The organism is Nocardiopsis sp. CNT312 (genome assembly GCF_000515115.1).
Taxonomy (GTDB): Bacteria; Actinomycetota; Actinomycetes; order Streptosporangiales; family Streptosporangiaceae; genus Nocardiopsis.
The window spans coordinates 162,725-175,209 of record NZ_AZXF01000011.1 but is presented as its reverse complement, the minus strand read 5'-3'; the positions used below and the strand labels follow the sequence as shown (position 1 = coordinate 175,209).

Annotated in this window: 7 protein-coding genes, 2 pseudogenes and 1 riboswitch; of the genes and pseudogenes, 7 read left to right on the top strand and 2 right to left on the bottom strand. The window is 72.0% G+C overall.

What is annotated here, in order from left to right; genetic code table 11:
- Positions 1-41 precede the first annotated feature (41 nt).
- From B042_RS21810 to B042_RS21805, 7 genes and pseudogenes are all read left to right on the top strand, one after another.
- Positions 42-794: pseudogene (locus tag B042_RS21810) on the top strand (CDP-alcohol phosphatidyltransferase family protein); the annotation flags it as partial.
- A gap of 135 nt (positions 795-929) precedes the next feature.
- On the top strand, positions 930-3,488 hold the full coding sequence (locus tag B042_RS0103530) for a sugar phosphate nucleotidyltransferase (RefSeq protein WP_028647086.1): 2,559 nt from the start codon (positions 930-932) through the stop codon (positions 3,486-3,488).
- 576 nt (positions 3,489-4,064) lie between these two features.
- Positions 4,065-4,607 (top strand): FHA domain-containing protein, encoded by a 543-nt coding sequence (locus B042_RS0103525; RefSeq protein ID WP_028647085.1) that lies wholly within the window; start codon positions 4,065-4,067, stop codon positions 4,605-4,607.
- A gap of 165 nt (positions 4,608-4,772) precedes the next feature.
- Positions 4,773-5,246, top strand: a complete 474-nt coding sequence (locus B042_RS0103520) for a bifunctional nuclease family protein (RefSeq protein ID WP_028647084.1) — start codon at positions 4,773-4,775, stop codon at positions 5,244-5,246.
- A gap of 337 nt (positions 5,247-5,583) precedes the next feature.
- Complete coding sequence (locus tag B042_RS0103515) at positions 5,584-6,057, top strand: MerR family transcriptional regulator (protein ID WP_081748580.1); 474 nt, start codon at positions 5,584-5,586, stop codon at positions 6,055-6,057.
- A gap of 135 nt (positions 6,058-6,192) precedes the next feature.
- A riboswitch (glycine riboswitch) is annotated at positions 6,193-6,281 on the top strand.
- A gap of 93 nt (positions 6,282-6,374) precedes the next feature.
- A complete protein-coding gene (gene gcvP, locus B042_RS0103510) occupies positions 6,375-9,236 on the top strand; it encodes an aminomethyl-transferring glycine dehydrogenase (RefSeq protein WP_028647082.1) in 2,862 nt (953 codons plus the stop codon).
- 236 nt (positions 9,237-9,472) lie between these two features.
- Positions 9,473-10,645 (top strand): lipopolysaccharide assembly protein LapB, encoded by a 1,173-nt coding sequence (locus B042_RS21805; protein WP_051415433.1) that lies wholly within the window; start codon positions 9,473-9,475, stop codon positions 10,643-10,645.
- A 16-nt stretch (positions 10,646-10,661) separates the two neighbouring features.
- Here the strand turns inward: B042_RS21805 and B042_RS26330 are convergent.
- Positions 10,662-10,857: pseudogene (locus B042_RS26330) on the bottom strand (DUF5999 family protein).
- Between the two features lie 179 nt (positions 10,858-11,036).
- Positions 11,037-12,407, bottom strand: a complete 1,371-nt coding sequence (locus B042_RS0103500; RefSeq protein WP_028647081.1) for a threonine/serine exporter family protein — start codon at positions 12,405-12,407, stop codon at positions 11,037-11,039.
- Between the last annotated feature and the right edge of the window lie 78 nt (positions 12,408-12,485).

The following is a 12,485-nucleotide window of genomic DNA, read 5'->3' as shown; positions in this document are numbered from 1 at the left end:
CACGGAAGGAAACGTTCCCGTCGGCGGCTATCGTGGGCGCCATGGTGAGATCCGGGGCGGACGAGGACGGCGAGGCGGGGGGCGGTACGGCCCCGGCGACGGTCAGTGACCGGATCTGGACCGTTCCCAACGTCCTGAGCATGCTCAGACTGCTCGGCGTGCCCCTGTTCCTGTGGCTTGTCCTGGGGCCGGAGGCCGACTGGTGGGCCCTGCTCGTCCTCGCCTTCGCCGGGGCCAGCGACTGGCTCGACGGCAAGATCGCCCGCGCCTGGAACCAGGCCTCGCGGCTGGGGACGGTCCTGGACCCCCTCGCCGACCGGCTCTACATCTTCGCCGCGCTCTTGGGGCTGGTCGTCAGAGGCATCATCCCGTGGTGGCTCATGGCCATCCTGGTGCTGCGCGACGTCCTCATCATCGGGGCGCTGCCGCTGCTGCGCCATTTCGGCTACGGCCCCCTCCCGGTCAACTTCGCCGGAAAGGCCGCCACGCTGTGCCTGCTCTACGCCTTTCCCCTGCTGTTCATCGCCGGGCACCAGTCCCTCGTGGGCGATGTGGCGAGAATTATGGGTTGGGCCTTCGCGCTGTGGGGAACGGCTCTGTATTGGTGGGCCGGACTGCTTTACGCCGTGCAGGGGCTGGGCCTGATCGCCCGGACCCGGCGCGCGCGGGCGCGCTGATCACCCCGGTGGCCCCGTGGCCGCCGGAGACAGCGACCCCGCGCCGCGCACGGCACGGATCGGACCGATCCGACCGACCGGGACAGCGTTGACGGAGTCGATCCGGGGCGGCCGCCGCACCGTGAGTCCTGTCGGATCGAAAGGGAGTGTCGTCTCCGCAATGAGAACATGTCCCACGGCGCGCGTGAGCGCGTGCTCCGAACTCCATCCCCACGCGGCCTCCGGCGCCGTTTCCGTACGGAGGTACGCGCGATGACCGCCCCCAGCACCCCCGGCGACGCCCCGCGGACGCCGGCGGCCCCGCCGATGAAGGCCGTCGTGATGGCGGGCGGTGAGGGGACCCGTCTGCGGCCGATGACCGCCAACCAGCCCAAACCCCTGCTTCCGGTGGTTAACAAACCCATCATGGAGCACGTCCTGCGCCTGCTGCGCAAGCACGGCTTCACCGAGACGGTGGTGACCGTCCAGTTCCTGGCCACCCTCATCCGCAACTACTTCGGCGACGGCGAGGAACTGGGCATGAAGCTCGACTACGTCGCCGAGGAGGTCCCCCTCGGCACGGCGGGCAGTGTCAAGAACGCCGAGGAGCACCTGCGCGGCGAACCGTTCATCGTCATCTCCGGTGACGCGCTCACCGACATCGACCTCACCGACATGGTGCGCTTCCACCGGGAGAGCGGCGCCAAGGTCACCATCGCCCTCAAGCGGGTCCCCAACCCCCTGGAGTTCGGCATCATCATCGTGGACGACCAGGGACGCATCCAGCGGTTCCTGGAGAAGCCCACGTGGGGGCAGGTCTTCTCGGACACGGTCAACACCGGCATCTACATCATGGAGCCGGAGGTCCTCGACCGGGTCGCCGCGGGCGAGGTGGTCGACTGGTCCGGTGACGTCTTCCCCGAACTGCTCAAGGAGGGCGAGCCCCTCTACGGCTACATCGCCGACGGCTACTGGGAGGACGTGGGCACCCACGAGAGCTACCTCAGCGCCCAGGGCGACGTGCTCTCGGGCAAGGTCGACGTGGACATCGACGGCTTCGAGATGTCGCCGGGAGTGTGGGTGGGCGAGGGTGCCCAGGTGGACCCCAAGGCCGTCCTGAGGGGCCCGCTCTACATCGGTGACTACGCCAAGGTCGAGGCCGGGGCGGAACTGCGCGAGTTCACCGTGGTGGGCAGCAACACCGTGGTGCGCGCCGACGCCTTCTGCCACCGCACGGTCCTGCACGACAACGTGTTCGTCGGCCGCGGCGCGAACCTGCGCGGCGCGGTCGTGGGCAAGAACACCGACGTCATGTCGGCGGTGCGGGTGGAGGAGGGCGCGGTCGTCGGCGAGGACTGCGTCATCGAGTCCGAGGCCTACGTGCACAACGACGTCAAGGTGTACCCGTTCAAGACCATCGAGGCCGGGGCGGTCGTCAACACCAACGTTGTGTGGGAGTCGCGCGGGCAGCGCTCCCTGTTCGGGCCCCGCGGGGTGTCCGGACTGATCAACGTGGAGATCACCCCGGAGCTGGCGGTACGCCTGGCCAATGCGTACGCGACCACGCTGAAGAAGGGGGCGATCGTCACGACCTCCCGCGACGTGTCGCGGGCGGCGCGCACGCTCAAGCGCGCCGTGATCAGCGCGCTCACCGCCGCGGCGATCGACGTGCGCGACCTGGAGGTCGTGCCCCTGCCGGTGGCGCGGCTGCACACCGCGCAGAGCGGTGTGAGCGGCGGCATCTTCCTGCGCACCAGTCCGGGGGACCCGGAGTCGGTCGACATCCTCTTCCTCGACGGGGAAGGCGCCGACCTGTCGCCCGGGGCGCAGCGCAAGCTGGACCGCGTCTTCTCCCGTGCGGAGTACCGGCGGGCCTTCCCCGGCGAGATCGGTGAGCTCACCTTCCCCTCCCGAGGGGTGGAGAACTACTCCCACGACCTGCTGCGCTCGGTGGACACCACCGGTATCGCCGAGGCCGGGCTCAAGGTCGTGGTGGACTGCGCCGGCGGTACGGGTGCGCTGATCCTCCCGTCCCTGCTGGGCCGGATCGGTGTGGACGTGCTCACGGTGAACAACCGCCTCGACGAGTTCTCGCCCACCGACACGGCCTCCAAGCGGATGCGCGACATGGAGCGGCTCGCCACACTGGTGTCCGGGTCCAACGCCGACTTCGGGGTGCGGTTCGACCCGGTGGGCGAGCGGCTGTCCATCGTGGACGAGACCGGTTCCCTGATCGACGACGACCGCGCGCTGCTGGTCTTCCTCGACCTGGTCGCCGCCGAGCGAGGCGGGGGCACCGTGGCGCTTCCGGTGACGACCACGCGGGTGGCCGAGCGGGTGGCCCAGGCGCACGGAGCCCGGGTGCGGTGGACGGCCACAGCGACCGACGAGCTGACCAAGGCCGTACGCGCGGCCGGGGACGAGACGGTCTTCGCCGGCGACAACCGCGGCGGCTTCGTCGTTCCCGAGTTCAGCCCCACCAGTGACGGCATCGCCGCGTTCGTGCGGTTGCTGGGGCTGGTGGCGCGGGCGCAGCGCCCGGTGGGGCGGATCGACCGCGCCATCCCCCGGGCACACCTGCTGCGGCGCTCGGTTCCCACGCCGTGGGCGGTCAAGGGCAGCGTCATGCGGGCCGTGGTGGAGGCCGCCGGGGACAGGGAGCTGGACACCACCGACGGCGTGCGCGTCCTGGAGGAGGACGGCGGCTGGGCCCTGGTCCTGCCCGACACCTCCGAGGCCGTGACCCACCTGTGGGCCGAGGGCTCCGACTCCGACGTCGCCCACGCCCTTCTGGACGAGTGGGCGTCCGTGGTGGAGCGGGCCGAGGGATAGGTTCCCGGGGTGCGCGGCGGCCCCGCCGCGCACCCCGTCCACAGCCCCGGCCGTGGCCGGGGCGCTCCGGCTAAACTGGACACGACGGCGCTCCGGGCACGGTCGGGGAACTTCTTTCGAATCCGTGGCCCCGGGGACGAACCAAACCGGTCGGAGCGGCATCAGCACCAGAGCAGGTATCCATAGTCCGGATGAGGTCCTGCGGAGACGGCGCCCCGGGTGTCGGGGCCGCGGATCCTCCTGCCGGGGCGGGCCCGGGTGTCCCTGGCCGACCGGGGAGGGCGCACGCGCCTTCCGGGAGACGGATATGGTTTAAAGTCGAGTGTTCCCCGGTGTAGCGCGTCACCGGCCGGGTCGGTGATCCCGGCGGTGCGGACGCATGGCCGGGGTGATGAAGAGGACGACATGGGGGAAGAGACCTGACAGACCGACCACGTGAGGCGTACCGCTGCCGTGCGGCGCGTCGCCTCGCCGCTCCGGGCGGTGGGCGGGTGGAGAGCCCGTTCGGCGTCTGGAACGTGTCACCGATCAGCCGAATCAAGCACCGCCCCGTGCGGTAGGAGGCCGAGCCGACCTATGTCGAGCGTTTACTGCACGCAGTGCGGTCACGCCGTTGCGGATGATGCCCGTTTCTGCTCCCACTGTGGGACCCCGATCAGCAGGCCCCAGCAGCCGACTCCGCAACCGGGGGCGGCCGGGGATTCAGTCGGCGACGTCACATCCACTATTTCGATCTCTGGAATACAAGCCCTGGAGGACGAGTCCACCGGTGACGATCCGTCGACCGACGACCCGAACAGCGCCGACGCCCTTCCCGCGGGGACCGCGCTTCTCGTGGTCAAGCGGGGGCCCAACGCCGGCAGCCGTTTCCTTCTGGACAGTGATGTGACGACCGCGGGCCGCCATCCCAACAGCGACATCTTCCTCGACGACGTCACGGTCTCCCGTCGGCACGTGGAGTTCTTCCGGCGCGGAGGAGGTTTCGGCGTCCGGGATGTGGGCAGTCTGAACGGCACCTACGTGAATCGTGAGCCGGTCGACGAGGCGGAGCTGGGCGGAGGGGACGAGATCCAGATCGGCAAGTTCCGCATGGTGCTGCTGACGAAGCCGCGCCGCTGAGCGGCGCGAGAAGCCGGGGCGGGTGGGCCGACAAGGTTTGCGGGCCCCCGCCTCCGGAGAGCTTTGTAACGAAGGGTGCCGATTCAGCCCTCGGGTCCTGAATCCTCATGGGGGAGCGGGGACGAGTGCCCATCCGGCAATACGACGTCGTGGGACGGAGCCGCTGTGAAGCACATGGAGGTCGTCGGCGTCCGGGTCGAGATGCCCTCGAACCAGCCGATTGTCCTGCTCAAGGAATCCGACGGAGACCGCTACCTGCCGATCTGGATCGGCAGCGGGGAGGCGACGGCGATCGCGTTTGCCCAGCAGGGGATCGCCCCCGCGCGGCCACTGACCCACGATCTGTTCCGGGACGTGCTGGAGGCCCTGGACACGGGTCTGCGGACGGTGAACATCACGGGCCTGAACGACGGGATCTTCTATGCCGAACTGGTGTTCGCCAACGGTGTTGAGGTCAGTGCGCGCCCTTCCGACTCGATCGCCCTCGCGCTGCGGACCGGTACGCCGATCTACGCGCACGAGGACGTGATCGAGGAGGCGGGGATGCCCATGCCCGACGAACAGGAGGACCAGGTGGAGGCGTTCCGGGAGTTCCTGGACAACATCTCACCGGAGGACTTCGGCCGACGCGCGGAGTAGACCCGCCCCGGGGCGGGTCCACTCCGGCACGGGCCGGAGCCCGCCGCGCACGCGGCGGGCGCGAGGGGCCCGGGCGTGTGGGGGTGGGGCACTTGGCGACGCGCCGGTCGCCTTCGTTGACGCTTACGGTCGGTCGTCCTACCGTCGGTGCTGTGGAACCCGCGGCGCACCCCCGTCCCTGAGTGGGCATCCCCTGTCAATACCGCCGTGGGACGAGAGGCCGGAGGTCGGCGTGGCGGTAGCGGGCAGCGAGCGGGAGACCCATGACAGGCGGTCCGCGCTGCGGCTGGCGGGACAGCGGGGCCTGCTGTGCGAAGAGGACGTGGTGGCGCTGCCGATGGACGCCGGGTACAGGGGGCCGGCGGCGTGTACCGCCGCCGGGATCACCTACCGACAGCTCGACTACTGGGCCAGAACCGGCCTGGTGCGGCCGAGCGTGCCCGTCGGAGTCCAGGGCGCACCGCTGTACAGCCTCCCCGACATCCTCCTGCTGAAGGTGGCCAAACGACTCCTGGACACGGGCATCTCCCTCCAGCAGATCCGTACCGCCGTCGACCACCTGCGCGGCAGGCCAGCGCAGGACCTGGCCCGGATCACCCTGATGAGCGACGGTGCCAGCGTCTACGAGTGCACCTCCCCTGAGGAGGTCATCGACCTCATGCAGCGCGGGCAGGGCATGTTCGGCCTGGCCCTGGCCCACGTCTGGCGCGAACTAGAGGAGGCGCTGGGCGTGGTGCCCGCCGAGGAGCTGCCGGACGCCCCGCCGGTGGACGAGCTGGCCCGGCGTCGCAGGGAGCGCCGCACCGGCTGAGCGGGTCCGGGCGGAGTTGCGCGGAACACGCGCCCCGGGGCTCGGCTCCCGACGGGCGATCGACTACCGTTGGCACAACAAGGGTGAAAACGACATTCGTCCTGTCGTCGTATCCACATAGCGTCAACTGGCCGCCGATACCACGCGGGAGAGACCCCGGCAGGGGCGCCGACGGGGCAATACTCCCCAGTAACCTCTCAGGCACCATGGACCGTGTGGAGGAGGCCGCTCTGAAACCCGGCCCGAGGGCCCGGTGACAGAGGGGGAGACCGCGAGGAACACGCCGATCCGCTCGGCCCTGTCACCAGGAGGTCTCCGTGCCAGCCCAGTCCGCACCGCAGTCGCCGTCCGCGCCCGCCAGCGGCTTCGCCGACCGCCACATCGGCCCAACCCCCGCCGAGACCGCGCGGATGCTCGCCGCCGTCGGCTACGGATCCACCGCCGAACTCATGGCGGCCGCCGTTCCCGACGCCCTCCTCGACGACCCCGGACGCGGTGTCCGCCTCGCCCTGCCCGCGCCGGTCGGCGAGGCCGCGGCGCTGGCCGAACTGCGCGAACTGGCCTCCCGCAACCGGGTGCGCACGTCGCTGATCGGCCAGGGCTACTATGGCACCCACACCCCTCCGGTCATCCTCCGCAACATCTTGGAGAACCCCGCCTGGTACACGGCCTACACGCCCTACCAGCCCGAGATCTCCCAGGGCCGCCTGGAGGCCCTGCTCAACTTCCAGACCATGGTCTCCGACCTCACCGGCCTGCCCGTCTCCGGTGCCTCGCTGCTGGACGAGGCGACCGCTGCGGCCGAGGCCATGACCCTTGCGCGCCGCGCCTCCAAGAGCCGCTCCGACACGTTCGCGGTCGACGCCGACGTCTTCCCCCAGACCCTCGACGTGCTGCGCACGCGCGCCGAGCCCCTGGGTATCGAGGTCGTGACCGCCGACCTGTCCCGGGGCCTTCCGTGCGACGCCTTCGGCGTCCTGGTCCAGTACCCCGCAGCGAGCGGGCTCGTCCGCGACCCGGGCGCGGTCATCGCCGAGGCCCACGAGCGGGGTGCGCTGGCCGTCGTGGCCGCCGACATCCTCGCCCTCACCGTGCTGCGCAGCCCCGGTGACCTGGGCGCCGACGTCGCGGTCGGCTCCACCCAGCGCTTCGGTGTCCCGCTCGGCTTCGGCGGGCCGCACGCGGGCTACATGGCGGTGGGGGAGAAACTGCGGCGCCAGTTGCCCGGGCGACTGGTCGGGGTGTCCCGGGACGGGACCGGGCGGCCCGCCTACCGCCTCGCTCTCCAGACGCGCGAGCAGCACATCCGCAGGGAGAGGGCCACGAGCAACATCTGCACCGCCCAAGTGCTGCTGGCCGTGATGGCCGGGATGTACGCGGTCTACCACGGGCCCCACGGCCTGCGGGCCATCGCGCAGCGGGTGCACGCCGGAGCCGCGGCGCTGGCCGGGGCCCTGGAGGCGCAGGGCCTGGAGACGGTGCACACCGCCTACTTCGACACCGTGCGCGTCCGCGTACCCGACGCAGGAAAGGTGGTCCGCCGGGCACTGGAGGCCGGCTACAACCTCCTGGCCGTGGACGAGACCACCGTCGGCGTCAGCGTGGACGAGACCACCACCCCCGAGGACCTGGCACGGGTGGCGGCGGCCTTCACCGAGGGCGGCCCCGAACCGCTCTCCGACGCGGGGGACCGGCTGCCCGAGGGGCTGAGGCGCGGGATGGACTACCTCGCCCACCCGGTGTTCAACACCCACCGCAGCGAGACTTCCCTGCTGCGGTACATGCGCCGCCTGGCCGACCGCGACCTGGCGCTGGACCGCACGATGATCCCGCTGGGCTCGTGCACGATGAAGCTCAACGCCACCGCGGAGATGGAGCCGGTCACCTGGCCCGAGTTCGCGGACCTGCACCCCTTCGCCCCGGTCGACCAAGCGGCAGGGAGTCTGGCCCTGGCCCGCCAGTTGGAGGGCTGGCTGGCCGAGGCCACCGGCTACGACGCGGTGTCCCTCCAGCCCAACGCGGGCTCCCAGGGTGAACTCGCGGGCCTGTTGGCGATCCGTGCCCACCACCGCTCCCGGGGCGAGGGACACCGCGACGTGTGCCTCATCCCCAGTTCGGCGCACGGCACCAACGCCGCCAGCGCGGTGATGGCCGGCATGCGCGTGGCCGTGGTGGCCTGTGACTCCGGGGGCAACATCGACCTGGCCGACCTGAGCGCCAAGACCGCCGAGCACGCGGGGGACCTGGCGGCCATCATGGTGACCTACCCCTCCACGCACGGCGTGTACGAGGACACGGTCACCGAGGTGTGCCGCCTGGTCCACGAGGCGGGCGGCCAGGTGTACGTGGACGGGGCCAACCTCAACGCCCTTCTGGGCTGGGCCAAGCCCGGTGAGTTCGGTGCGGACGTCAGCCACCTGAACCTGCACAAGACCTTCTGCATCCCGCACGGCGGGGGCGGCCCGGGGGTGGGGCCGGTCGCGGTCCGTGCGCACCTGGCCGACTTCCTGCCGTCCCGGCCGGGCGAGGGGGCACAGGGCGCGGTGGGCGCGGTCTCGGCGGCCCCGCTGGGGTCGGCGGGCCTGCTGCCGATCTCCTGGGCCTACATGCGGATGATGGGCGGGGAGGGGCTGCGCGCGGCCACCGAGACCGCCGTGCTGTCGGCGAACTACCTGGCCCAGCGGTTGGAACCGTACTACCCGGTGCTCTACACCGGTGCGGGCGGCCTGGTGGCGCACGAGTGCGTCATCGACATCCGCCCCCTCCAGAAGGCCACCGGGATCAGCAACGAGGACGTGGCCAAGCGGCTCATGGACTACGGCTTCCACGCGCCGACCATGTCGTTCCCGGTGGCGGGCACGCTGATGGTGGAACCTACCGAGAGCGAGGACCTCGCCGAACTGGAGCGCTTCGTCGAGGCGATGGTCGCGATCCGCGCCGAGATCGACCGGGTGGCCTCGGGGGAGTGGGACGCCTCGGACAACCCGCTCAAGGGGGCACCGCACACCGCGGAGTCGCTGCTCTCCTGGGACCGCGGCTACAGTCCGCAGGAGGCGGTCTACCCGCTGGAGTCGCTGCGCCGGGACAAGTACTGGCCGCCGGTGGACCGGATCGACCAGGCCTACGGCGACCGGAACCTGGTCTGCTCGTGCCCGCCGCCGGAGGCCTTCGAGTCCTGACCGCGAGGGGGTACCGACCCATGCCTCGGTATCCCCTCTTGTCCGGTATTTCAGAAATCTACATCATCAAGGCGGCGGTTCGCGTGGGCACGGAAAAGGCAGCGAACAGGCCGACACGGCGCCTCTCGCGCTCCGCTCGCCCATGAGCGCCGCCGATCCGGCTACCGTGAGAGGGTCCGCCGCGCAGGGGCAGCGGACCGCACCGCCCCCCACCCCCCGTCGAAAGCGATCCGCCCATGACCACCACGGCCGGCCGCGAGGCCGCAGACCTGTGCGCCCAGGCCCGCGACCTCGCGGAGAACGGACACCTGGAGCGCGCCGCCGAGCTCTTCAGCAGCGCCGTGGCGGCCGACCCCCCGGTCGAGGTCCTGGCCGGTGCCCTGCTCGGCCTGGCCGTGGTCCGGGACCGGCTCGGCGATCTGGCGGCGGCCCGCGATGCCGCGCGCCGCGCCATGGACACCGGCGACCCCCGCTCCGCCCCGCGCGCCGCCCACCACCTGGCCCTGTCCCTGGAACAGGACGGACGGGTCGAGGAGGCGGCCGACGTCTGGCGCCGCCTCCTCGACCTGGGCGGTCCGGCCCAGGTCGTGGCCGCCCACCACGCACTGGCACGCCTGGCCGAGGCACGCGGGGACTCCGCGCGGGCACGGGAACACTGGGAGAGGGCGCTCGCTCCGCTCGCGGGAGCCGGGGAACCCGGCCCCCCGCACGCCGCGGCGGTCGCCGAGGCCGCCCGCGACCTCACCGGACGCCTCCTGGAACAGGGCGCCGCGGAGACTGCCGCCGCGGCCGCGGACCGCGGGCTGCGCGCCGCCCCCGACGACCCCGAACTGCGTGTGCTGCGCGCCGCGACCCGGATGGAGCAGGCCGTCACCGACCTGGTCGGTGCCCTGGACGCCCAGCCCGTGCGGCCCGACACCTTCGGCACCGCGGTCGAACTCCTGGCGGGGCTGCTGGCCCTGCGCGGGGAACCGGACGCCGCGGCCGGGGTCTGGAGCGAGGGCGTGCGCGGCGGCGCACCCGGGTGCGCCGAGGAGGTGCGCGGCCGCCTGCGGCGCGGCTTCGCACCGTGGGAGGACGACGGCGAAACGGACGGCGACGGGGGGGACCCGTGGTGGGAGCCCTACCTGGAGGAGGCCGTGGCCACCTCCAGCGCGCCCCTCCTCGCGGGGGAGCTGTTCGCTGCCCTCACCCGGATGTACGCCCTGCTCGCCGTGCCCGTGGCGGAGGGTGAGGCGCGCCCCGCCGTGCTGCGCCAGGTGATGGAACAGGCCCTGCGCGTCCCCGACGCGACGGTGTGGGGCGAGGGTGTGCACGCCGATGCCAGAGGCCGGATGGGGCGGGCGGCGGGAGGGGCGGACGTCCTCCCCCCGGGGCGGCCCGGCCGCGGCGGGCCGGACACCCCCTGAGGGTTCGGGCCGGGGATCAGGCCGCCACGCGGGGCCGGTGCGGAGCGATGGCGGCACCGTCGGGCAGAGGAGTGCACCGGTGTCGTCGAACAGGACGACACCGGTGCACAGCGGGCTCCACCCCTGCTCGGGGTGGTGGGCGAGCACCCGTGCGGCCTCACGGTCGGTGTCCGAGGAGGAGGGGCCGGGGGCTGGTGGCTGCACGTGAACACGGAGGGGCCCTTCGGTCGGACGCTCGGCTCTGCGCTGCCGCCAAGCGGAGTGGCTCACGTCACCTCATGCCGTGGTTCGGGCGGAGGGCGGCGGCTCTCCGCCTCCGCGTCCGGTTCTCCGCAGAGCGGGAGACCCGGGGCGGGCGCCTCCGTTCCGGCCGCTTCCGGTCACGTCGTCCTCAGTACCCGCCGCGTGTCCTGCGCGCCGCGGGCCGACCCCGCATGCCCGCCCCGGCCAGGCCGCCGTGCTGGAAGGCCCGGACCAGCTCACCGCCGAGGTTGACCCCCGCGCCCAGAGCCAGGCCCACCATGACCGCCTCCACCATGCTGAGCATCCCGGAGATGGCCGTGCCCTGGGTGAGTTCGATCAGCCCCCGGTACAGGATGCTCCCCGGGAGCAGGGGGGCGATGGAGGGCACGAGGTAGGGCAGCACCGGCCGTCGGGTGCGTCGCGCCAGCCAGTGGCCCACGACGCCTACCGCGACCGCGCCCACGACGGTGCCCACCACCGGCGGCACCTCCAGAACCGAGCGCAGGCCCGCGTAGATCACCCAGATCATCACCCCGAGCGCACCGATGGCGGGCAGCAGGCGGGGCGGCACGACCAGGGAGACGGCGAAGGCCATGGCGATGCCCGCGGCGCCGAGCAGCACCGGGACCTCCATGGAGATCCCCGCCGAGGGCAGGGAGTCCAGGTCGATGTGCACGTCCAGGCGCATGGCGGTGTAGGCCACCGCGGCCACCCCGGCCACGATCGCGCCGAGGATGAAGAAGGTCTCCAGCAGGCGCGCCGCCGCCGACACGTAGCTGCCGTTGATACCGTCCTGAAGGCTGGCTACCAGCGGACGCCCCGGCAGCAGGGCCATGATGTTCCCGGTGATGATCGCGCCCGCGGCCAGCCCCAGGTCGAGTTCCACGCTCACCCACAGCAGCGCCACGCCGATGGTCGCGGCCACGACCGCGGCTGCCGTCATCTGGTAGAACTCCGCCACACCGCGCCGGGCCAGGAACACCGCGACCCGGTCGCCCAGAACCGTGGCCAGGAACGCGGCCGTCGCCACGATGAGGCCGCCGCCCATCATCACACTGGCGCTGGAGGCGATCAGGCCGAGGCCGACCGTGATGAACCAGTTCGGGTAGGGCGCGCGGGCCCGGCGGATCCGGCTGAACCGGGTGGTGGCCTCCTCCAGGTCGAGTAGGCCCAGGGCGGACTCCTCCACCAGTGTGTGCAGTTCGCCGACACGGAAGTAGTCCAGGGTGCGGCGGCGCACGACGCGCTCACCGGTAACCGGCGGCTGCTCGCCGACCGGGTGGGTGGACAGCGTGATCGTGGTGAAGGTGACCGAGGCCTCTGTCCGGGGCAGGTCGAAGGCGACCGACAGGCTCAGCATGGCCTCACTGACGACCTCGGTGCTCTCCCCGCTGGCCAGCATCAACTCGCCCACGCGCAGCACCAGGTCGATGACGCGCGGGTCGGGGAGCGGCTCCTCCTCGTCGTCGAGGCCGTCGGCAGTCAGCTCCCGCTCGTGCTCGGCCCGCCAGTCGCGCATCCTGCTGAGCAGGATCTCCTCGCTCGGCGGTCCACCGCGCTCCCGCTTCGGCATCGTGTGCTCTCCGTTCCCCCTGTT

What these genes read in the sequence shown, in the direction of transcription:
- B042_RS0103530 (WP_028647086.1), top strand. Translation starts at nt 930, where the DNA reads ATGACCGCCCCCAGCACCCCCGGCGACGCCCCGCGGACGCCGGCGGCC.
- B042_RS0103525 (WP_028647085.1), top strand. Translation starts at nt 4,065, where the DNA reads ATGTCGAGCGTTTACTGCACGCAGTGCGGTCACGCCGTTGCGGATGAT.
- B042_RS0103515 (WP_081748580.1), top strand. Translation starts at nt 5,584, where the DNA reads ATGGACGCCGGGTACAGGGGGCCGGCGGCGTGTACCGCCGCCGGGATC.
- B042_RS21805 (WP_051415433.1), top strand. Translation starts at nt 9,473, where the DNA reads ATGACCACCACGGCCGGCCGCGAGGCCGCAGACCTGTGCGCCCAGGCC.
- B042_RS0103500 (WP_028647081.1), bottom strand. Translation starts at nt 12,407, where the DNA reads ATGCGCGACTGGCGGGCCGAGCACGAGCGGGAGCTGACTGCCGACGGC.